Annotated in this window: 24 protein-coding genes; 14 read left to right on the top strand and 10 right to left on the bottom strand. The window is 34.0% G+C overall.

Going from position 1 to position 20,387, the window contains the following annotated elements:
* Positions 1-21: 21 nt before the first annotated feature.
* The 4 genes from AACZ49_RS03865 to pyrF all read left to right on the top strand — a co-directional run bounded on the left by AACZ49_RS03865 (position 22) and on the right by pyrF (position 3,571).
* On the top strand, positions 22-489 hold the full coding sequence (locus tag AACZ49_RS03865) for a Rieske 2Fe-2S domain-containing protein (RefSeq protein ID WP_339651845.1): 468 nt from the start codon (positions 22-24) through the stop codon (positions 487-489).
* 81 nt (positions 490-570) lie between these two features.
* A complete protein-coding gene (locus AACZ49_RS03860) occupies positions 571-1,557 on the top strand; it encodes an FAD:protein FMN transferase (RefSeq protein ID WP_339651841.1) in 987 nt (328 codons plus the stop codon).
* 112 nt (positions 1,558-1,669) lie between these two features.
* The gene (gene prfA / locus AACZ49_RS03855) at positions 1,670-2,746 is read left to right on the top strand and encodes a peptide chain release factor 1 (RefSeq protein WP_339651838.1); all 1,077 of its coding nucleotides are present in this window, start codon (positions 1,670-1,672) and stop codon (positions 2,744-2,746) included.
* A gap of 3 nt (positions 2,747-2,749) precedes the next feature.
* Positions 2,750-3,571 carry an orotidine-5'-phosphate decarboxylase gene (gene pyrF / locus AACZ49_RS03850; protein ID WP_339651837.1) on the top strand — a complete coding sequence of 274 codons (822 nt, stop codon included), beginning with the start codon at positions 2,750-2,752 and terminating at the stop codon, positions 3,569-3,571.
* Here pyrF and AACZ49_RS03845 read toward each other — a convergent pair.
* A complete protein-coding gene (locus tag AACZ49_RS03845; RefSeq protein WP_339651835.1) occupies positions 3,563-3,754 on the bottom strand; it encodes a hypothetical protein in 192 nt (63 codons plus the stop codon). The two genes, pyrF and AACZ49_RS03845, sit on opposite strands and share 9 nt — an antisense overlap.
* Before the next feature lie 224 nt (positions 3,755-3,978).
* On the opposite strand from AACZ49_RS03845, the gene AACZ49_RS03840 reads away from it, so the two are divergent.
* On the top strand, positions 3,979-4,761 hold the full coding sequence (locus AACZ49_RS03840) for an alpha/beta hydrolase (RefSeq protein WP_339651833.1): 783 nt from the start codon (positions 3,979-3,981) through the stop codon (positions 4,759-4,761).
* A gap of 200 nt (positions 4,762-4,961) precedes the next feature.
* Here AACZ49_RS03840 and AACZ49_RS03835 read toward each other — a convergent pair whose 3' ends face one another.
* The 3 genes from AACZ49_RS03835 to AACZ49_RS03825 all read right to left on the bottom strand — a co-directional run bounded on the left by AACZ49_RS03835 (position 4,962) and on the right by AACZ49_RS03825 (position 6,927).
* A complete protein-coding gene (locus AACZ49_RS03835; protein WP_339652182.1) occupies positions 4,962-5,678 on the bottom strand; it encodes a DUF4197 domain-containing protein in 717 nt (238 codons plus the stop codon).
* 27 nt (positions 5,679-5,705) lie between these two features.
* On the bottom strand, positions 5,706-6,557 hold the full coding sequence (gene purU, locus AACZ49_RS03830) for a formyltetrahydrofolate deformylase (protein ID WP_339651830.1): 852 nt from the start codon (positions 6,555-6,557) through the stop codon (positions 5,706-5,708).
* 85 nt (positions 6,558-6,642) lie between these two features.
* On the bottom strand, positions 6,643-6,927 hold the full coding sequence (locus AACZ49_RS03825) for a hypothetical protein (protein ID WP_339651827.1): 285 nt from the start codon (positions 6,925-6,927) through the stop codon (positions 6,643-6,645).
* 223 nt (positions 6,928-7,150) lie between these two features.
* On the opposite strand from AACZ49_RS03825, the gene AACZ49_RS03820 reads away from it, so the two are divergent.
* A complete protein-coding gene (locus AACZ49_RS03820) occupies positions 7,151-7,600 on the top strand; it encodes an Lrp/AsnC family transcriptional regulator (protein WP_339651825.1) in 450 nt (149 codons plus the stop codon).
* A gap of 130 nt (positions 7,601-7,730) precedes the next feature.
* The gene (locus AACZ49_RS03815) at positions 7,731-9,146 is read left to right on the top strand and encodes an alpha/beta hydrolase (protein WP_339651823.1); all 1,416 of its coding nucleotides are present in this window, start codon (positions 7,731-7,733) and stop codon (positions 9,144-9,146) included.
* Here AACZ49_RS03815 and AACZ49_RS03810 read toward each other — a convergent pair.
* Entirely contained in the window at positions 9,133-9,870 is a 738-nt protein-coding gene (locus tag AACZ49_RS03810; protein WP_339651821.1) for a DJ-1/PfpI family protein, read from the bottom strand. The two genes, AACZ49_RS03815 and AACZ49_RS03810, sit on opposite strands and share 14 nt — an antisense overlap.
* Positions 9,871-9,953: 83 nt before the next feature.
* Here AACZ49_RS03810 and AACZ49_RS03805 point away from each other — a divergent pair, with 83 nt between their 5' ends.
* Positions 9,954-10,601 (top strand): DUF1684 domain-containing protein, encoded by a 648-nt coding sequence (locus AACZ49_RS03805; RefSeq protein ID WP_339651819.1) that lies wholly within the window; start codon positions 9,954-9,956, stop codon positions 10,599-10,601.
* 55 nt (positions 10,602-10,656) lie between these two features.
* On the opposite strand, the gene AACZ49_RS03800 is transcribed toward AACZ49_RS03805, so the two are convergent.
* From AACZ49_RS03800 to crcB, 4 genes are all read right to left on the bottom strand, one after another.
* On the bottom strand, positions 10,657-11,691 hold the full coding sequence (locus AACZ49_RS03800; protein ID WP_339651816.1) for an outer membrane beta-barrel protein: 1,035 nt from the start codon (positions 11,689-11,691) through the stop codon (positions 10,657-10,659).
* 107 nt (positions 11,692-11,798) lie between these two features.
* Positions 11,799-13,037: an ammonium transporter gene (gene amt / locus AACZ49_RS03795; protein ID WP_339651813.1), complete on the bottom strand. Its 1,239-nt coding sequence runs from the start codon at positions 13,035-13,037 to the stop codon at positions 11,799-11,801.
* Between the two features lie 30 nt (positions 13,038-13,067).
* Positions 13,068-13,406 (bottom strand): P-II family nitrogen regulator, encoded by a 339-nt coding sequence (locus AACZ49_RS03790; protein ID WP_339651810.1) that lies wholly within the window; start codon positions 13,404-13,406, stop codon positions 13,068-13,070.
* A gap of 292 nt (positions 13,407-13,698) precedes the next feature.
* Positions 13,699-14,070, bottom strand: coding sequence for a fluoride efflux transporter CrcB (crcB, locus tag AACZ49_RS03785; RefSeq protein ID WP_339651807.1), 372 nt, complete (start codon positions 14,068-14,070; stop codon positions 13,699-13,701).
* 549 nt (positions 14,071-14,619) lie between these two features.
* Between crcB and AACZ49_RS03780 the strand changes: the two genes are divergently transcribed.
* Positions 14,620-15,006 (top strand): nucleoside triphosphate pyrophosphohydrolase family protein, encoded by a 387-nt coding sequence (locus AACZ49_RS03780; protein ID WP_339651804.1) that lies wholly within the window; start codon positions 14,620-14,622, stop codon positions 15,004-15,006.
* Positions 15,007-15,028: 22 nt separating this feature from the next.
* Here AACZ49_RS03780 and AACZ49_RS03775 read toward each other — a convergent pair whose 3' ends face one another.
* The gene (locus AACZ49_RS03775; RefSeq protein WP_339651801.1) at positions 15,029-16,099 is read right to left on the bottom strand and encodes a branched-chain amino acid aminotransferase; all 1,071 of its coding nucleotides are present in this window, start codon (positions 16,097-16,099) and stop codon (positions 15,029-15,031) included.
* Between the two features lie 108 nt (positions 16,100-16,207).
* Here AACZ49_RS03775 and AACZ49_RS03770 point away from each other — a divergent pair, with 108 nt between their 5' ends.
* The 5 genes from AACZ49_RS03770 (at position 16,208) to dnaJ (ending at position 20,280) form a co-directional block, all read left to right on the top strand.
* A complete protein-coding gene (locus tag AACZ49_RS03770; RefSeq protein ID WP_339651798.1) occupies positions 16,208-16,705 on the top strand; it encodes a DUF4920 domain-containing protein in 498 nt (165 codons plus the stop codon).
* A 1-nt stretch (position 16,706) separates the two neighbouring features.
* Entirely contained in the window at positions 16,707-17,369 is a 663-nt protein-coding gene (gene mnmD / locus AACZ49_RS03765) for a tRNA (5-methylaminomethyl-2-thiouridine)(34)-methyltransferase MnmD (protein WP_339651796.1), read from the top strand.
* Between the two features lie 123 nt (positions 17,370-17,492).
* Complete coding sequence (locus AACZ49_RS03760) at positions 17,493-18,455, top strand: TIGR01777 family oxidoreductase (protein ID WP_339651794.1); 963 nt, start codon at positions 17,493-17,495, stop codon at positions 18,453-18,455.
* Between the two features lie 139 nt (positions 18,456-18,594).
* Positions 18,595-19,152, top strand: a complete 558-nt coding sequence (locus AACZ49_RS03755) for a nucleotide exchange factor GrpE (protein ID WP_339651792.1) — start codon at positions 18,595-18,597, stop codon at positions 19,150-19,152.
* A gap of 9 nt (positions 19,153-19,161) precedes the next feature.
* Positions 19,162-20,280, top strand: a complete 1,119-nt coding sequence (gene dnaJ, locus AACZ49_RS03750) for a molecular chaperone DnaJ (protein ID WP_339651790.1) — start codon at positions 19,162-19,164, stop codon at positions 20,278-20,280.
* Positions 20,281-20,387: the final 107 nt, after the last annotated feature.

Here is a 20,387-nt window from a genome sequence, read left to right as displayed (position 1 = left end):
TGATTATATACCTATTTTGCTATGGAAAGAAAGAAATTTTTACGTACGCTTGGTGCTGGTGCGGCATTTGCAATAACATTCCCTTGTTTGGGCAGCTGCTCAAAATACAGTGAAATTGAAGGAAATATTGTAGTTCAGCCGACTGATGTAGATTTCACTATTGATCTTAATTCTCCTGAAGCAGCAAAATTGATGATTAATGGTGGTTTTATTTTAGTTAAATCATCAGCAATATTAAAATCTACAGATGTTGTTGTAGTTAGAAATTTAGAAGGGGAACTTGTTGCAGCTACTCAAATTTGTAGTCACGAGCAATATGATCAAGTTCGCTTTGTAAATCAAGATGGTGGTATCTTTTACTGTGATGTACATGGTTCTAGATTTTCACAAACTGGTATACCTTTAAATGAGATTCCGAATAGTACTTCAAAGGCTTTAAAAATATATAATACGGCTCTTGAGGGTTCAATATTAAGAGTTTTCGAATAAATTTTCTGCTTCAAGTACAATTACACCAACCTAGCATACGATACTTTGTACCAATTGTTTATCTCTAATTAGAGAAAGTAAGTGAAAAAGATTTGTGCATTATTTTTCTGTCTTTTGACCTACATTGTAGTGGGTCAAGGGGAAAAGTACGTTACCGTCAAAAGAACATTTGAGGTCATGGGTGGTGCTTTTGATGTAACTGTTATTTCTGTCGATGAAGAGTTAGGGAATATTTATATACTAGAAGCCTTGGCTGAGGTTCAAAGAATTGAAAAATTAATTTCTTCTTGGGATAAAGCTTCTGAAACTAGTCTCATCAATAAAAATGCTGGAATTAGCCCTGTTTCTGTAAGTTGGGAGCTCTATAAGCTTATTGAAAGATCTATACAAATCTCTGAAATAACAAAAGGTGCCTTTGATATCACTTACACGGCATTAGAAGATATTTGGAAGTTCGATGGTTCTATGAGCACGTTACCTAATAATCTTGAGGTTAAAGAAGCTGTTTCAAGAACGGGCTATAAGAATATAATATTGAATAGTAAGGATCAAACGGTTTATCTTAATAAAAAAGGCATGCGTATTTCTTTTGGTGGAATAGGTAAGGGGTTTGCTGCAGATAAGGCAAAGGCCTTGCTGGTATCAAAAGAGGTGAAGGCAGGTATAATAAATTTAGATGGAGATATTACCACGTGGGGTACTAAGGCCACTGGAGATAAATGGCTAATTGGTATAGTGAACCCTGAGCGGCAAGGTGGTCTGTTTTCGTGGCTTCCAATTTTAGAGTCGTCGGTAGCGACTTCTGGAGGCGATGCTGATTTTTTGTTGGTAAACGATGAAAAGTTCACACATGTATTAAATCCTAAAACGGGTTTTCCATCCACTGGCATTAAGAGTGTATCGGTATTTGCTAAAAGTGCAGAGCTTTCAGATGCATTGGCTACATCAATCTTTGTTATGGGTTTAGAGGCCGGTCTAGCATTGATAAATCAATTGGGGGATACTGAAGTTATTATCGTTGATAATAAGAATAAAATGTGCAAAAGTAACGGCATCATTCTTAATTAGAAAGAATCTTAGAATTCTTGTATTCTTCAGTAATTTTTCCAAGTTACACTAATAATCCCTTTAGGGTGTCTGTAAATTTATCGTAAATTCGCGGTACAAGTGAAGTAAGCATATGATAGACAAGTTAAACATCGTAAAACAACGTTTTGATGAGGTTTCCGACCTTATAATTCAGCCAGATATAATTACTGATCAGGATCGTTATGTTAAACTCACAAAAGAGTATAAGGACCTGAAAAATTTAATGGATAAGCGTGCTGAATATTTAGAGCTTACCAATAATATAGCTGAAGCAGAGGAAATTATCGCTGATGGTAGTGATGCCGAAATGCTGGAAATGGCAAAAATGCAAATGGAGGAGGCTAAAGCAGGACTGCCTAAATTAGAAGAGGATATAAAACTCATGCTAATTCCGAAAGACCCTGAAGATGCCAAAGATGTAGTAGTTGAAATACGTGCGGGAACCGGTGGTGATGAAGCGAGTATTTTTGCTGGCGATCTATTTAGAATGTACACAAAATATTGTGAGTCTAAAGGATGGAAAACTAATGTTATTGACCTTAGCGAAGGTACAAGTGGAGGATATAAAGAAATACAGTTCGAAGTTTCAGGAACCGATGTTTATGGAACCCTAAAGTTTGAAGCAGGTGTTCATCGTGTACAACGTGTACCTCAAACCGAGACACAGGGTAGGGTGCACACTAGTGCAGCTACAGTAATGGTTTTACCAGAAGCTGAAGATTTTGATGTGCAAATAGACCCAAAAGATGTACGTATAGATTTTTTCTGCTCTTCTGGTCCTGGTGGCCAGTCGGTGAACACAACATATTCTGCAGTTCGTCTAACACACTTACCTACAGGATTGGTGGCGCAATGTCAAGACCAGAAATCTCAACATAAGAATAAGGATAAGGCATTTAGGGTTTTACGATCTCGATTGTATGACATGGAGTTAGCAAAGAAGCAAGAGGCAGATGCAGCAAAGCGAAATTCTCAAGTTAGTAGTGGTGACCGTTCTGCAAAAATTAGAACGTATAATTATCCGCAAGGTCGAGTTACGGATCACCGTATTGGTCTTACTTTGTACGATTTGTCGAATATAATAGATGGTGATATACAAAGAATAATAGATGAATTGAGTTTTGTTGAAAATACTGAGAAATTGAGGGAAGCCTCTGAGATTTTTTAAAATATGACCACTCAAGAGTTAGTAGATCAAATACATATAAAGAAATCCTTTTTATGTATTGGCTTAGATACCGATTTAGAAAAAATTCCAACGTTTTTGTTAGATGAAGAGGATCCTATATTTTCTTTTAATAAAGCTATAATAGATGCAACCCATGATTTGTGTGTGGCCTATAAGCCTAATATTGCATTTTATGAAGCTTATGGAGTTCAGGGTTGGTCATCGCTAAGAAAAACGATAGAATATTTAAATACTAACTATCCTGATATTTTTACCATTGCTGATGCAAAGAGAGGTGATATAGGCAATACGTCTACAAGATATGCTAAGGCATTTTTTGAAGATCTTAATTTTGATTCCATCACTATTGCTCCTTATATGGGAAGAGATTCCGTTGAGCCATTTTTACAATTTAAAAATAAACATACTATATTGCTAGCTTTAACTTCAAACGAAGGAGCTTTTGATTTTCAAACAAAAAAAATTGATGGTCAAGAGCTTTATAAGGAAGTAATAGCAGTTTCTACAACTTACCAGGGTTCTGAGAATTTAATGTATGTAGTTGGTGCTACAAAGGCTGAGTATCTAAAACAAATACGTGAAATTGTACCTAATAGTTTTTTACTCGTACCAGGTGTAGGCGCACAAGGTGGAAGTTTAGAAGATGTATGTGCCTATGGTATAACCAAAGATATTGGTCTATTGATCAATTCTTCTCGCGGAATTATCTATGCATCTGATCAGCATGATTATGCGGAAGCTGCCAAATTTAAGGCAAAGGAATTACAAATAGCAATGGAAAAAGAAATATCAAGATTAAACTAGATTCTCTAAAGTTCTCTTAATCTTTTGCGCCTTTTGTTCAAAAAATTCCCCTAAATGGTTATTGGATTGTATGTTCGAAGCTTTGTTAATAAAATTTTGATATTGATATTCTAACAAGGTGATTATGTCAGCGTTTGCTTCTATCGGTTTTACCGATCCTACTTTACAATATTGCTTTTCCATACTACAAAAATTAAGTTCTTACAAATATACGTGCAGTTTCAATTTTTGGATGTCAGTATGTTGAGCTATACAACTAATTATCTGGTAATTTGTCTTTTTTTTTAACACTTAGGCAATTAAAACTTTAAAATATTGATCGTTTTTGGCGATATTCCATTCTGCTAATTAGAATGTAAAAAAGAATTGATACATTGTAAATTAACTTATTCTAAAAGAACTCAGATTTGCTTCATTATATAACATATAAACATAAGGTTTCTACTGTTTGGGTCACTTTTGTACATGGTGCAGGTGGCAGTTCTTCTATCTGGTTCAAACAGATTCGTGAATTTAGAAAGCATTTTAATGTGTTGCTCTTAGATTTAAGGGGGCATGGTAATTCTAAGCCAAATCTTAAAAATGTATTTGATGAGAAATATACATTTGATGTTATTACTAATGATATTGTTGAGGTTATCGATTTTGAAAATATTAAAAAATCGCACTTTGTAGGAATATCTCTCGGAACTATTTTAATACGTAATCTTGCTGAATTACATCCAGAACGAGTAGAGAGTATGGTCTTGGGTGGAGCTATAATGAAATTAAACTTGCGATCTCAAATTCTCATGAAACTTGGGATAATTTTTAAAACTATAATTCCTTATCTATGGTTGTATAAGTTTTTTGCATTCATAATAATGCCAAATAAAAACCATAAGGAATCTCGTTCTCTTTTTGTAAGAGAGGCTAAAAAGCTATACCAAAAAGAATTTATACGCTGGTTTAAACTTACTTCGGAGATAAACCCTTTGCTAAGGTTCTTTAGAGCTGCCGATATTAAAATACCTACACTTTATGTAATGGGTGAAGAAGATTATCTATTTCTACCAAGTATTCGAAAGATTGTTGAACTTCATCGATATTCGAAGCTTTTAGTAGTTGAAGATTGTGGTCATGTAGTTAATGTAGAACAGCCAAAATTTTTTAATGAAGAAGTAATAAAATATTTAACCTTCCCAGTTTAAATTATTTTTAAAAAGATTATGATTTTTTGTGATTACTTGTAATTAGGTAAAAACAAAAAACCGGTGCTCCCACCGGTTTTTTTAACTAACTAACTCAAAAAATAACTAACTCAAAAAATTGAAAATGAATATGTTGGCATATTGTTCTCTATAATTTTTAACGTCATATTTTTTAAGTTATTGTAGTAAGTGTTAAAAAACTATTTTTTATCCTGAAGTGCAAATACTCTTTTAAGTATGTCTGTGGTACGTGATGATAGTATTGTCCTAATTTCTTCTTCCTCTACTGCAATCATTGTGTAGACTCCAGAAAGGGCTTCTTTGGTTACATAGTCGGTTAAATCAGGATTTACATTGTTGGTCAACGGAATTGCATTATATTTTGTAATTATGGTATTCCAAATTTCATCGGCACCTACTTTTTTAAATGATGCATTAATGATAGGGTTGAATTTATCATATAAAGCAGTATTAGTCTTAGTTTCTAAATATGTAGTTGCTGCATTATTGTCTCCTAAAAGAATATTCCTAGCATCTACGAAAGACATTTCCTTTACCGCATTAACGAAAATTGGTGTTGCTTCAGAAACCGCATCTTCTGCAGCACGATTTAAAATTTTTAATCCTTCATCAGCTAGGTTTTCTAATCCTATATCTCGTAAAGTTTTATCTACTTTTTGTAATTCTTCCGGCAATAGAATTTTGACCAAGTCATTTTTAAAAAAACCATCGGTCTTGGTTAGTTTGCTTACTTGTCTTTCGATTCCTTGATCAAGTGCTTCTTTTAAACCGTTTGCAATGGCTTCATTGCTTAAACCAGTACTGGTAGATCCCGGTAATTGGTTAACTACTTGTTGGAGTTCGGTGCATGAAATTATGAAGAACACATAAAAAATTAAGCTTATTTTTTTTATCATCATTATTTTATAAAGGTCTTATGTAGGTTACGAGAAAATAACGGTTTTATTGTTGTAGACCATTGTTTTTCGTGCTATATGAAGTTTTACTCCTCTAGAAAGTACAATTTTCTCTAAGTCTCTACCTTTGGTTATAAAGTCTTCGATTGAGTGAGAGTGGGTTACCGTAGTGACATCCTGTTCAATAATTGGACCTTCATCTAACTCCTCAGTTACATAATGGCTGGTAGCACCAATAATTTTAACTCCTCTCTTAAATGCTGCGTGATAAGGTTTCGCGCCAGCAAAGGCAGGTAAAAATGAGTGATGGATATTTATTATTCTATTCGGAAAATTACTAATAAGATTGCCACTTACAATTTGCATATACCGTGCGAGAACAATGAAATCAATTTCATATTTTTCTAGTAATGCCAATTGTTTTTTTTCTGCTTCAACTTTATTTTGCCTATTAAATGGAATATGATAAAAGGAAATTTCAAATTGGTCTGCAATATGCTTTAAATCAGGATGATTACTAAGTATAAAAGGTATTTCAACTGCCAATTCACCCGAACGATACCTGCTTAATAAGTCGTATAGACAATGGTTGTATTTAGAGACGAAAATTGCCATTTTAGGTAATTTATCGTCGGTATGTAAGCTCCATTCCATCTTATAAGGCGAAGCCAGTTCATCTTGAAATAATGATTTAAAATGGAAGAGGTTAGAAAAGGTATCAGCAAATTCAATAACAATACGCATGAAAAATACGTCGGCAGTTTTATCAACGTGCTGGTCGAGATAAACAATGTTGCCATGATTTCTGTGAATAAATCCAGTTACTGTGCTTATTATACCTGATTGATCTGGGCAATGAACTAAGATAGTGGTTTTCAATTGAGTAGTAATTAAGCTGCCAAAAATAGGGCATAATTCTTAAAATACTAAGTAATCAATTTAATTTTTCGGGCAAGTAAAGCTTCTATAGAAGCTCGGATTTCCATTTTTTATAGAATTTTCTAAAGCTCTTAATCTCTGTGCGCAGTAAGTTAATGTATTCTGTTTCTTTTACACCATCTTTTTCTAAGCCTAAGCAATAAGAATTTATATTCCTTATTATTATATTTATATAAGATATAGTTTCTAAACGTTCAGAATTGCAATTAGAATATTCTACTTGTGCTATTTTTTGAGGGATAAGTATCGAATCGGTCAAAATAGAATTAGCCATTATATCTCTAAGACTCTTAGATTCATACAGTCGCATAAGGTCCTTATTTAAAGAAACGTATGAAGCAATCTCTCTACTCATGGTACAAAGTTCCAACGCTTTTCTATATATAGGTAAATTTTTTAAACTACGATATGCCATGTTGTGGGGTAATAATGCTACTATATAAAATTACGTTAGTTATTCCATAATTTTCTATCGATTATAAATGTATTTCGTAATTTTGCCTTAGTTACGTTAATTTTAATTAAATATACCTTTGAATCCAAAGATAGACGAGCTTAACTGGAAAATATTGACGCAGTTGCAAAATAATGCAAGAGAATCGTTCGCAAATATTGGCCGCATAGTAGGGCTTACTGCACCTGCTGTAGCTGAACGAGTGAAAAAAATGGAGGACCTAGGTATTATTTTAGGTTATAAAGCTTCGGTTTCGCATGCACTAACAGGTCATCAGCTTAAGGCTATCATAACGCTTCGGGCATTTATGGGTAAGTTAAAGCCTTTTTTGGCTGTGGTGCCAACCTTGCATGAAGTAATAAACTGTTATAGAATTACGGGTAACGAAAATATTGTGATGGAAGTTGTTTTGAAGGATCAATTTCACCTTGAAAAGTTTATAGACCAACTTATTCAATATGGTGAAACCAGAACACATATTGTACTATCGCAAGTTATTTCAAATGCCCCGATGCATAAAATAAAATAGTCTTGAGGGTATTTAATATTTAATTAATTTTAAAAAGCTTCATGAGATTTAAATCGGATCATGAAACATTTTTTTTGATAAACGATTCTTAAGAAATTAATTTTTTGGCTAGATTTTTGATGCAAATTAAATGATGAAAAAAATACTATTCTTTGCTTTGGTTTTGTTCTCAACTTCCAATTTTTCTCAAGAATTGAGATTGTTAAAAGGTTCGATTACAGAAAATGTAGTGGTGAACGATTCTTTAAAAGAAACCATATCGCTCTATTTACCCTCCACTTTTGAAGTTCAGAAACCTTGGCCTGTCATATTTGTATTTGATTTGAAAGGTAAAGGAAAGGCTTCTGTTTCTATGTTAGTAAATGCCGCTGAAAAGGAAGGCTATATTTTGGCAAGCTCAGATAATGTAACTGATTCAATATCCATTTCTGAAAATGTTCTAATAGCCAATAGAATGTTCAACGCCTTAATAAATATAGTGCCTATTGCCAAAAATCGCACATATACTGCCGGTTTTGGAAGTGGTGCCATGTTTGCCTCTATTTTACCAACCTTTATAAAGGAAATAAAGGGGGTTGTTTCTATAGGTGCTTCTATTGGTAATATTGAAATCTTGAATGCAAAACATACATTTCAATTTATAGGTATTGTAAATAGGTCTGATTATAGTTTTAGAGACATGCTCGATACTCAGCAAATTCTCAATAAGTTGAAATTCCCAAACGAATTATTGGTTTTTGATGATGATCGAATTTTACCTGATGTCAATACAATTGCCAGTGCTTTTAGGATTCTTACTTTAACAAGTATGGCAAAAGGTGATATTCACCGTAATGATAGTTTTATTGCAGAGTCATATTCGCAATTTTTGACCAAAGCAAATAGTTTTGTTTCAATCGAAAAACCGATTTTAGCAAACTATCTACTGACAGATATGGAGAAAGTTTTCAATCCATTGTTAGAATTAGATTCTCTTAAAATATCTCAAAAGTCTTTGCGTCGTAGCACTTCTTATAAAAAAGCAAATAGAAGTCAGAATAGTTATTTCTTGAAAGAATCCTTTTTAAAGGAAGATTATAGCTATTATTTAGAGGAAGATATTGTTACATATAATTATGCAAACCTAGGATGGTGGAATTATCAAATGGAAGATTTATCGAAACTAGATAAAAGCGTAGTGTTATACGAACGCCAAATGTCTAGTAGATTAAGAGGATATATAAATGCACTGATTTCGGATAATATCGATTTTATTTCCGTAGATAAGGAAGTTGATTCAGAGGCGCTGAAATTATTATATATGATTAGAACCATTACGGATCCTTCAGATTATTCTCCTTATTTAAAGGTGATTTCTTCCAGTGCTAAAATAGAAGATTATGGTACTGCATTGTTTTACTTAGAAGAGCTTTTGAAAAATGGTTATACCAACAAAAGTGAACTGTATGAACTTGAGGATACCGCTTTATTTCGTATTACGCCAGAGTTTAACATGCTTGTTGAGAAGTACTTAAAGGATGCGCGTTACGAGATTATTGAACAGTAAGATGGGGAACTTGTTCTAAATCCCAATCGATAACCAAGCCTTTGGCTATCGATTCGGCGATTTTTTTCCCATAAAGAACTTCACATAAATATAACGCAGCTTCAAAACTTTTTGCGCCACCTGCAGAGGTTATGTATTTGCCATCGTGAACAAAAAGAACATTGTCTTTGACATCAAGATTTGGAAACATTTTTTTATAATTTTCAATATCACTGGGGAAAGTAGTCGATGCTACGGAGTCTAAAATCCCAGATTCGGCCAAAAGAAATGCGCCATCGCAATGACTGGTCGTGTAAAGTGAAGTTTTATCAATCTTTTTAATAAAACTTAGCATGGTGGTGTCTTTTAAGTCCTTATCCATTGAATGCTCAGTGCTAGGTGCTACGAGAATATCAATTCTTGGTAAATCATCTTTCGTGTAATCAAAGTCTGGCAGAATGCGAACTCCTTCGAAAGTTGTAATCGGTTTTAGTGTATTTGCTACGGTAAACGTATTCATCGCTTTAATACCTTCTCTAAATTTAGTATGTTGAAAAATATCGAAAGGTGCTGTGAATTCAGTATTAAAAGTACCGTCCATAATTAAAAATGCCACGTTATAATGCTCAGTGTTAAGTTTTGGTAAAATTCTTATTTCTTCGGTTGTATCATTCTTTGTTAGCTTTGGCTGCTCACAACTTAAAGTAGTAAAAAGTAGAAGTATGAAAAAGGACTTAAAGTTCATAAGAATAGTATTAATACGTAAAGTACGATTATATGCGAAAATGGTGCAATGAATAAGTTGTATTTTTGAAATGTAAACGAAGAATGATGAAGATATTTGTAATTATTACAGTTATGTTTATGTTTTTTTCTTGTAAGCAAGAAAAAAAATATCATGATGAGAAACAAGATGTAAAGACTTTGGTCAAATCAGATAAATTGGCAGATATTTTAAACTTTCAAGCGAAGCTAAATGCTGAATTTAAAGACCCAGAAACTTCACCCTTGGCAGATAGGTTTCGAATAGATTTCGAAACACTAGACTTTTTTCAGCCCGATACTAATTATGTAATAGTTGCGGAGTTTATTAGAACACCTGAAGCTTTGCCATTTTCTATGCCAACAACTACGGAAAGGGAATCAACGGAGGTGTTGTATGGTATAGCTAAATTTAAATTAAATGGAAAAAATCAAGAATTAGAAATATATCAGACTCCAGAATTAATTACACAAGAAAAGTATAAAGATTATCTTTTTCTTCCTTTTACCGATGCTACAAATGGTGAGGAAACTTATGGTGGTGGACGATATCTTGATTTAAGAATTCCTGAAGGGAATGAAATTGTATTAAATTTTAATAAAGCATATAATCCCTATTGTGCCTACAATAAAAAGTTCTCTTGCCCATTAGTGCCTGCTGTAAATAATATAGCTTCTAAAGTAATGGCAGGGGTAAAAGACTTTAAAAAATAATAAAATCCCCTAACGTACTGCTAGGGGATTTTATAAATTATTACATTCTATTTTCTTAGTCGAAAGAATAGATGGCAGCTAAAGTAAAAGAAGCTAGAGAATTTGTTGGGTCTGTTGCATTGCCAAAAGGCTCAACATCATTGCCCCAGCTATCTAACCTAACTTCTGGCTTTATTATTAAATTACCAGTTGTATAGCTACCAGTTAATGTAGCAGCTAGTACAGGTGTATCATCCAGGCCATCTTGTGTGAAGGCTACATATTCACCTCTTAGGCCAATAGCAAAGGTTTCTGAAGTTGTAAGTTGAGGGTAGATTGCCAAACCGTAGAAACCGCTTTCAGTTTCTGAGTTTTTATTATACGCAGCATTGATGCCGAAGAAAAAGTCATCAGATACATCAAAACCACCGGTATAATCAATTTCAAAACCTAATCCATCATTTTTACCACTATCATAGTATAAGTTCAAGAATTGACCATAGAACCCTAATTGACTACCGAAAGAGTATTCTCCGGTACCTGTGATATCATTGGTATCCCATGGATTCATAACGCCAAGCATTAAGCTAACATCTTCAGATAGAGCAAAATCAGCTTTTAAACCAACATGCGAGAACGGTCCGTTTGAAAATAAATGTGAAACACTATAGTTAAAGTTTGCTGCTGGAGCAATAACCTCATATCCTAGAAATGTATTAAATCTACCAATTGTTAAAGTAGTTCCTTCTGACACATTCCAATAAGCATAGGCCTGATTAATAATGCCATTTAGTACATCATTATTAAAAGTTGCCTCTGTTCCTCTCGGGCCAAAAACTAAATCTACGACAAAACCAGTGTCACCAGTTTCATAAGTGCCTATTATATTGGCCATACCTAATGCAAAACCTGTTTGGTTCGCAAATGATGTTAATGAGGAAGACTCATCTACACCTGCTTCATTGAATGTAGTTCTGTAATATGTATCTATTGAACCGCTAAGACTAAGTGCACTTTTTTCTTCCTCTTGTGCAAAAATAACCGTTGATACAAGTGCAAAACCTGCTAAAAATATATTTTTTACGTACTTTGTAATTATAATCGTTTTCATAAGTTTTGAATTTAAATCCCTATTGGGATTAATTAGTTTTGAGAAATTAATTTATTGAAAAGGTTATGTAACGGAGCGCTCTGCAAAGCGCTCCGTATTTCTTTGTATTAGTGATCGTTCATTCTAAAATCTGCATAAGCATCCATACCGTGTTCATGAATATCTAAGCCTTCTACTTCTTCTTCTTTAGATACTCGTAAGCCTAAGGTTACTTTAAGCACACCTAATATGATACCAGATGTCACAACACAGAAAGCACCTACTATTAATACACCATAAAGTTGTGTCATAAATTGAGCGCCACTTGCTAAGTTTCCAAAAATACCTACAGCTAATGTCCCCCAGATACCACAGATTAAGTGTACTGCAACTGCACCAACAGGATCATCTAATTTTAATTTATCAACTAAGGCAACACCACCTACGATAATTATACCTGCAAGAAAGCCGATCACAACTGCTTCGTTTGGTGACATTAAGTCTGCACCGGCAGTAATACCAACTAGACCGCCAAGAATACCGTTAAGGAACATGGTTAAATCTAAATTCTTATAAAGTATTGTAGAGGTTATCATTGCTCCGAATCCACCTGCAGCGGCAGCTAAACTTGTCGTAACCAATACTAATGAAGTTAATTCTGGATCTGCAGATAATACCGAACCACCATTAAATCCGAACCAACCTAACCATAGTATCAAAACACCGGCAGTTGCCATTGGTATACTGTGACCTGGTATTGCATTTGGTTTACCGTCCTTACCGAATTTGCCAATTCTTGCTCCTAATAAGGTAATAGCGATCAAAGCGGCCCATCCGCCTACTGAGTGCACTAATGTGGAACCTGCAAAATCATAGAATCCCCATGAATCTAAGAATCCTCCACCCCATTTCCAAGCACCTACTATAGGATAAACTAGACCTACATAGATTACGGTAAAAATCATGAAAGAGCCTATTTTAATACGCTCAGCCACAGCTCCAGATACAATGGTTGCTGCAGTTGCCGCGAACATACCTTGAAAAAGAAAATCTGTCCACCAGGTATAGCCACCATCTGCGTATTCAGCGGTCATACCTCCTTCAGGTGCAGCAATACCAAATCCTGCAAACTTTATTAATCCTAAGTCACCATCTTCAAAACCTGGGTACATTAGGTTAAAACCAAATGCATAATAAAGAAGTAAACCTCCTGTGATAATAAATATGTTTTTAAATAATATGTTTATTGTATTTTTTTGTCTGGTCAATCCTATTTCTAGAAAAGCAAAACCAGTATGCATGAAGAATACCAATGCGGTAGCCATCATCATCCATACGTTATTTGCTGTAAATAATCCTGCGTCCATTTCTTTTCGTTTTAGTTAGTTTTTAAATTTTTAGTTGATACCTGCCAAACCATTCTCTTTAGTTCGAATTCGGTAAGCTTCCAATACTTCGGATACAAATATTTTTCCATCACCTACATTACCTGAGTATGCAGCTTCAAGAATAGAATTCACGGTTTTTTCTAGAAAGTCATCCGATACTACTATAGATAGGTGTCTACGTTGTATATCCGTTGTACTGTAAGAAATGCCACGATAAACATGACCTTGTTTTTCATTTCCAACTCCAGTTACATCCCAGTAGCTAAAGAAGTTAACCTCTATTTGATGTAATGCCGCTTTGACATCGTCAAACTTTGATTTTCTGATAATTGCCTCAATTTTTTTCATTTGACTAAGTTTTTTGATAATGTCAAATATATGTTAAATACAATAACCCCCTAATTATTTTAGGGTGTGAATGAATATTTTTATGAGTATCATAATTTATACCCCATAAATTTTAGGGTATTGATATTATTGATTGATTATTTTATAAATAAGTGGAATAGAGTTATGGGGGTAATTATGAATTTTGATTGAATCGTCAGAAAATTCATTATTTATCTACTGATTGTTTAAAAAAACGAGAAATAGTTAAAAAATAATTAAATAATAAAAAAGTCGGTATTGATTGTTGGATTTATAACATTTTGCAAATCCAAAGTCCAAATGATATGGCTAGAATGCCTAATGCAACGCTTAAGCCTAAGTAAAGGGAAGTGTAAAGAATGGAAGATTCCTTTAATAGAAGATTACTTTCTAATGCAAATGTAGAGAAGGTTGTAAAGCCCCCGCAGAAACCGGTGGCTAGAAAAAGGGTTTGGTTTTGAGTAATGTAATTGTGTTTTAAAGAAATACCTATTAGTATACCTATTAAAAGACAACCTATGATATTAACCAAAAAAGTACCTAGATAGAAATTTGAATAATAGGGATTAAGGTTTTTTGAAATCCAGTATCTTAATATACTACCTAAACCTCCTCCTAGGAAAACGAGCAAAAATTGTTTCATACCTTATAAAGGTATAAACTAAACTGCTTTCTTGTAACTAGATGTAAGTAAATCTAAAGGATAAATTACAGAAGTGTGTTGATTGGATAATTTTTGAGAAGATTGTTTCGATTTTTGTGAAACACTTAACAAGCTCACTACCACCATCGCGATATTAATACCTACTAAAACTAAAAAAATTGTAAAAAATGTCATCATGATAATTTGCCATCTATAGATGTATAACGCAAAATTACGTTATTTGGTATATTTTACCAGTAAAAAGGCTATTTTGTTGTAAAAGTGTTAATTTTTGTTATGTAGGTAAAATATTAACTATCCTTTTAGTAAAAACTTGATGCAAAGCAGTGATACTAAGAATATCACAAAGAATAAGCCAATCCACTTAACACCTTTGTAGTTCTTTTGGTGTAGTTTGAAGTCTTTTTTATAGGAAATGATAATAATGATGGCGAAAACCACTGCGAATCCTATGGCAAAAATGACTTGTCCTGTGCTAAACATATTTCCTATTTTTACGCAAAGCTAACGGAAAACTGTAAAATAAAGATGAAAAACAAAATCAAAGCGGTCAAAGAATTTCATAATTCTTTTGGTCTAGGTGTTTCAGAAAATATGATTGCCGACTTAGGGGAAGCAAAGAATACTTTACGTTATAACCTTATGGATGAAGAAAATAGGGAATATTTAGAAGCTGCTCAGAATAATGACCTTGTTGAAGTTGCTGATGCCCTAGGTGATATGTTGTATATTTTATGTGGCACCATTTTAGAACATGGTATGCAATATAAAATAGAGGATGTGTTTAATGAAATTCAGCGAAGTAATATGAGTAAATTAGGTGAGGATGGTAAACCTATATATAGGGAAGATGGTAAAGTTCTTAAAGGTCCAAATTATTTTAAACCTAATATTGAAATAATTCTTGATAAATAAAAAGGGGCCAATTGGCCCCTTTTTATTTATCAACTTTAAATCGCCAGCCAAATTTGTCTTCCGACTTATTGTATTGAATATCTGTTATGATCTTTTTTAAAGATTCTGCAAAACTGTTTTCTACTTCTGGCAATTCGTAATCCGTATCTCTGTATCCAAATCCAGAAATTGGTGAAATAACTGCCGCTGTTCCTGCTCCGAACATTTCTTTTAATGAACCGTCCTTGGCTGCTTCAACTACTTCCTTAACTGTTATTTTTCGAACTTCAGTTTTTATGCCTTGGTCTTTTGCAATATCAATTATACTTTTTCTTGTAATACCATCAAGTATACGGTCGCTTGTCGGTCCGGTTAATAAAGTGTCGTTTATTCTTATGAATATATTCATAGCACCGGCCTCTTCTATGAATTCATGATTGGTATCGTCTGTCCAAATAACTTGGTTGTATCCTTTTTCAACAGCCAATTGAGTAGGGTAAAACTGGCCTGCATAATTACCACCTGTTTTTGCGTAACCAACTCCACCATTTGCTGACCTGGAATAGCGTTCTTCAATAAGTACTTTTACCTTACCTGAAAAATAAGGCCCAGATGGTGCGCACGCTATAATGAATTTATATTCATTGGCTGGTGAAGCATGAAATCCGTTGCCGGAAGCAAACATAAAAGGTCTAATATATAATGAACTACCATCTTTAGTTGGTATAAAATCTTTATCAAGATTAAGAAGTGTGGTAAGCCCATCCATAAAATATTCTTGTGGAAGTTGTGGTATGCACATTCTATCCGCAGAAATATTAAGACGCTTAAAATTCTCTAATGGTCTAAATAAAAATACATCGTCATTTTTATCTTTATAAGCCTTCATGCCTTCGAATATAGACTGCCCATAATGAAAAATCTTAGCGGACGGGTCTAGGACTATTGGTTGGTAAGGTACAATTTTAGGCATCTCCCATGCACCATTTTTATAGGTGCAGACAAGCATATGGTCTGTGAATACTGAGCCAAAGGCTAGATTATCAAAATCTACTTGGTCAATTTTAGATGTTTTAACTTTCTCTACTGTGATATCTTTAGTTTCAATACTCATGAAATACGTAACTTTAATTGATTAAAATTAAACAAATATCCCTACTGGCACTTCTTTTTTAGATTAAAATTGACCAGTTTTGTAGGTAATTCATCATTTTTAAGATTTATGAAAGGATTTAACATTTTACTTGTGTTTTTATTTGGAATTTTTTCATGCTTTGCTCAGAAAAATTCTATGACATTGCCATCTATTGATACAAATTCTGGTGTTTATTATGGAGAAGAGTTTGCTTTGGATACTGTTGATCAAAAGAAAGAAGTTTGGCAGAAATATACGTCTATGGCAATTTCAGATTCTTTACCTATGCAATTTAAAACCAAGGTTAATGAAGTTTGTAAGGTAAAAGGATGTTGGATGGTTGTAGAATTGCCTGAAGGCGAGCAAGCAATGGTTCGTTTTAAAGAATACGGTTTTTTCATGCCTTTTGATATTCCTGAGAAAGAAGTCGTATTAAATGGTTTGGCATTTGTTGAAGAAATGAGTGTCGAAGATCAAAAACATTATGCAAAGGATGCAGGTAAGTCTGCCGATGAAATTGCTAAAATCGTAACTCCAAAAAGAACATTTAGTTTTGAAGCTTCTGGAGTGTTAGTCCCAAATTAATTTGAAAAGAGAAATAATTACAACTGGCGATGGTTCTAAGACCATTCAGATAATGGATTGGCAAGAGCAATACCATTCTAAACATGGGGCTATTCAAGAGGCTTACCATGTATTTATTCATTCAGGATTAGATTTGTTCAAGAGTCAGAGTTTACATATTCTTGAAATCGGTTTTGGTACAGGGCTTAACGCTTTCATCACATTGATTGAGTCTGAGAAGCGAAATTTAAAAATTAATTATACTGGCGTAGAGGCGTTTCCCGTTTCTGGGGAAGAGCTTGATCAACTGAATTACCTTGAGGAATTAAATTCTGTTTTACGAAAAAATGACTTTAATTTAATGCATTCTTCTCTATGGCAAGAAGAAATTGAAATCAGTTCTGAATTCATTCTAAGAAAAGAACAGAAAGATTTTAAGGATATCGATATTATAGAAACGGTCGACCTAATTTACTTCGATGCGTTTGGTGCCCGTGTTCAACCGGAATTATGGACCGTTGATATATTTGAAATTATGCATAGGTCTCTGAAATCGGATGGTTATTTGGTGACCTATGCTGCAAAAGGCAGTGTTAGACGTGCCATGCTAGAGGTCGGTTTTCTCGTTGAGAGATTACCTGGGCCACCAGGAAAAAGGGAAATGTTAAGGGCGAGAAAAAAGTAATATAAGAACTTTTATTAAAACTTTAAGAGACTTCAAGGTGTTAATAATCAATACGTTTGGTTGCAATGTTAAATTGAAATTAAATAGTATATCAAGAATCACCAAAAGCAATACCTTTAAACTATGAAAGTATTGATAACGGGTGCGACAGGGTTAGTAGGTAGGGAGTTGGTATCTCAATGCCATGAAAAAGGATATGGCGTTAACTACCTCACAACCAGTAAGGAAAAGATTGTGTCAGACCTAAATTATCATGGTTATTTCTGGAACCCAACTACTAAAGAGATTGACCGAAATTGCCTTAATGGCGTTTCTGTAATTATAAACTTGGCAGGTTCTAGTATATCTAAACGATGGACGAAGGAGTATAGGCAAGAAATAATTAACAGTAGGGTAAATTCGTTAGAATTACTTAAAAATACACTTATTAAAACTGAAAGACATTCAGTTAAATCAATCATTTCTGCATCAGCAATTGGTGTTTATCCAGATTCTTTAAGTAATTATTATACAGAAGACGAAGCACAAGTAGATGATAGCTTCTTGGGTAAAGTAGTGGATGTTTGGGAAAATAAAATTGATGAGTTCGAAGCTTTGGGTTTAAAGGTTGCGAAGGTGCGTATTGGTTTGGTGATGTCTAATGATGGTGGTGCTTTGCCGGAAATAGCGAAGCCTGTTAACTATTATGTAGGTTCAGCTTATGGTACTGGTGAACAATGGCAATCGTGGATTCATATTTCAGATTTGGCAGGTATATTTTTGCATATTGCCTCACACCAACTAGAAGGTGTTTATAATGGGGTAGCTCCAAATCCCGTGACCAATTTAAAATTGGTAAAGGAGATTGCCAAGGTTTTGAACAAACCATTGTTATTGCCAAATATTCCGAAATTCGTAATACACACTATTCTTGGTGAAATGGCATATATTTTATTCGCAAGCCAACGAGTCAGTAGCAAAAAGATTGAAGAAGATGGTTTTATTTTTCATTATGCTAATATTTGTCAAGCGCTTGGGGCTATTTATGAGAATAAAGGTGAATGTGTAGAATCAAAAACTAAAATAACAAAAGAGTTCGTGTCTTAAATAGCCGACTTTTTAAAACGAAAATTATAAATCCGCTATTTGGCGGATTTTTTTTTAAACTTTTGTGACATTTTGACATTTTTAAAGAATTGGCAGTACTTTTGCCTGCTTTTAATCAGCGATTAAATTACAATAAGTTATGAGTGATAAAGAAAACACATTCGATGATGAATTTTTGGAAAATGAGCTTTTAGAAGACGAAACTCAAGAACAAAAGCAAGAAAATGAGATTGAAGGTGAAGAGCTATCTGAAGAGGAGAAGCTTAGAGAGGAATTAGTGAAAGAAAAAGATAAATTTTTAAGATTATTTGCAGAATTTGAAAACTACAAAAGACGTACTTCTAAAGAACGTATGGAGCTGTTTAAGACTGCTGGTCAAGAGGTGATCGTTTCATTATTACCAGTTTTAGATGATTTTGATAGAGCTATTAAAGAGTTGGCTAAGACAGATGATATCGAGGTTTTCAAGGGTATTGAATTAATAAATGTGAAGTTGAATGAGACTTTGAAGTCAAAAGGGCTAGAGATTCTAGAGGTTAGAGCTGGTGATGTTTTTAATGCAGATATTCACGAAGCAATTACTCAAATACCTGCACCAGATAAAAAGATGAAAGGTAAGGTTATAGACGTCATCGAAAAGGGATTTAAATTAGGTGATCGTATTATTAGGCATCCAAAAGTTGTAGTAGGAAATTAAAAAGTTGGAATGAAGGAAGATTATTACGAGGTTTTAGGCATCAGTAAAAGTGCGTCTGCGGCAGAAATAAAAAAAGCATACCGAAAAAAGGCATTAAAATATCACCCTGATAAAAATCCAGGGGATAGTTCTGCAGAGGAGTTATTCAAAAAATCTGCGGAAGCATATGAGGTATTGAGTGACGCAGATAAGAAGGCGCGTTACGATCAATTCGGTCATGCTGCATTCGAAGGTGGCTCGGGCGGCTTTGGTGGTGGAGGAATGAATATGGATGATATCTTCAGTCAATTCGGTGATATTTTTGGAGGGGCATTTGGTGGTGGTGGTTTTGGCGGCTTTGGCGGCGGTGGCGGTCAAAGAAGAGTCAAAGGCAGCAACCTAAGAATTAGGGTTTCATTGACTCTAGAGGAGATAGCTAATGGTGTTGAGAAGAAAGTTAAAGTAAGAAGAAAGGTACAAGCTGAAGGTGTTACTTATAAAACATGTAGCACTTGTGGTGGAAGGGGTCAAGTGACAAAAATTCAGAATACCATTTTAGGTAGAATGCAAACGGCTGCCGTGTGTAGCTCTTGTGGTGGTAGCGGTCAAATTTTAGATGGTAAGCCTAGTGATGCAGATGCACAGGGACTTAAAGTTGTCGAAGAAACTGTATCGATAAATATACCTGCAGGTGTTGAAGAAGGTATGCAATTAAAAGTGCCAAATAAAGGTAACGATGCTCCTGGAAACGGAATTCCTGGCGATTTGTTAGTGGCTATTGAAACGCAAGAACACAGTACTTTAAAAAGAGAAGGTGATAATTTACACTATGATCTTTATGTAAGTATTTCTGAAGCTGTCCTTGGCACTTCAAAAGAAATTGATTCAGTTGGTGGTAAGGTCCGTATAAAATTAGAACCTGGTATTCAATCAGGTAAAATATTAAGACTACGCGGTAAAGGTATTACAAGTTTAAACGGTTATGGTGCTGGTGATATATTGGTGCATGTTAATGTTTGGACACCAAAAGAGTTGAACAAAGAGCAAAGGGATTTTTTTGAAAAAATGCAGGGCAATGATAATTTTGAGCCGAAACCTGAGAAATCAGATAAGTCATTTTTCGAAAAAGTAAAAGATATGTTCTCTTAACTTCAAAATCTTTCGTTTTTAAATAAAAAACGTATATTTGAGATAATATTGGGCAACCAATATTAATTTTCTTTTTCATAGCAATTTTTTTCCCATCCTTAATTTAT

This window comes from uncultured Maribacter sp., assembly GCF_963975365.1.
GTDB lineage: Bacteria > Bacteroidota > Bacteroidia > Flavobacteriales > Flavobacteriaceae > Maribacter.
This window is presented reverse-complemented; position numbering and strand designations above follow the sequence as displayed.

What these genes read in the sequence shown, in the direction of transcription:
- AACZ49_RS03825 (WP_339651827.1), bottom strand. Translation starts at nt 6,927, where the DNA reads ATGCGACTGTATGAATCTAAGAGTCTTAGAGATATAATGGCTAATTCT.
- AACZ49_RS03775 (WP_339651801.1), bottom strand. Translation starts at nt 16,099, where the DNA reads ATGAGTATTGAAACTAAAGATATCACAGTAGAGAAAGTTAAAACATCT.
- AACZ49_RS03760 (WP_339651794.1), top strand. Translation starts at nt 17,493, where the DNA reads ATGAAAGTATTGATAACGGGTGCGACAGGGTTAGTAGGTAGGGAGTTG.
- AACZ49_RS03835 (WP_339652182.1), bottom strand. Translation starts at nt 5,678, where the DNA reads ATGATAAAAAAAATAAGCTTAATTTTTTATGTGTTCTTCATAATTTCA.
- pyrF (WP_339651837.1), top strand. Translation starts at nt 2,750, where the DNA reads ATGACCACTCAAGAGTTAGTAGATCAAATACATATAAAGAAATCCTTT.
- AACZ49_RS03780 (WP_339651804.1), top strand. Translation starts at nt 14,620, where the DNA reads ATGAAAAACAAAATCAAAGCGGTCAAAGAATTTCATAATTCTTTTGGT.
- AACZ49_RS03770 (WP_339651798.1), top strand. Translation starts at nt 16,208, where the DNA reads ATGAAAGGATTTAACATTTTACTTGTGTTTTTATTTGGAATTTTTTCA.
- AACZ49_RS03810 (WP_339651821.1), bottom strand. Translation starts at nt 9,870, where the DNA reads ATGAACTTTAAGTCCTTTTTCATACTTCTACTTTTTACTACTTTAAGT.
- dnaJ (WP_339651790.1), top strand. Translation starts at nt 19,162, where the DNA reads ATGAAGGAAGATTATTACGAGGTTTTAGGCATCAGTAAAAGTGCGTCT.
- amt (WP_339651813.1), bottom strand. Translation starts at nt 13,037, where the DNA reads ATGGACGCAGGATTATTTACAGCAAATAACGTATGGATGATGATGGCT.
- AACZ49_RS03805 (WP_339651819.1), top strand. Translation starts at nt 9,954, where the DNA reads ATGATGAAGATATTTGTAATTATTACAGTTATGTTTATGTTTTTTTCT.
- AACZ49_RS03845 (WP_339651835.1), bottom strand. Translation starts at nt 3,754, where the DNA reads ATGGAAAAGCAATATTGTAAAGTAGGATCGGTAAAACCGATAGAAGCA.
- AACZ49_RS03815 (WP_339651823.1), top strand. Translation starts at nt 7,731, where the DNA reads ATGATGAAAAAAATACTATTCTTTGCTTTGGTTTTGTTCTCAACTTCC.
- AACZ49_RS03865 (WP_339651845.1), top strand. Translation starts at nt 22, where the DNA reads ATGGAAAGAAAGAAATTTTTACGTACGCTTGGTGCTGGTGCGGCATTT.
- crcB (WP_339651807.1), bottom strand. Translation starts at nt 14,070, where the DNA reads ATGAAACAATTTTTGCTCGTTTTCCTAGGAGGAGGTTTAGGTAGTATA.
- AACZ49_RS03790 (WP_339651810.1), bottom strand. Translation starts at nt 13,406, where the DNA reads ATGAAAAAAATTGAGGCAATTATCAGAAAATCAAAGTTTGACGATGTC.
- AACZ49_RS03755 (WP_339651792.1), top strand. Translation starts at nt 18,595, where the DNA reads ATGAGTGATAAAGAAAACACATTCGATGATGAATTTTTGGAAAATGAG.
- prfA (WP_339651838.1), top strand. Translation starts at nt 1,670, where the DNA reads ATGATAGACAAGTTAAACATCGTAAAACAACGTTTTGATGAGGTTTCC.
- AACZ49_RS03800 (WP_339651816.1), bottom strand. Translation starts at nt 11,691, where the DNA reads ATGAAAACGATTATAATTACAAAGTACGTAAAAAATATATTTTTAGCA.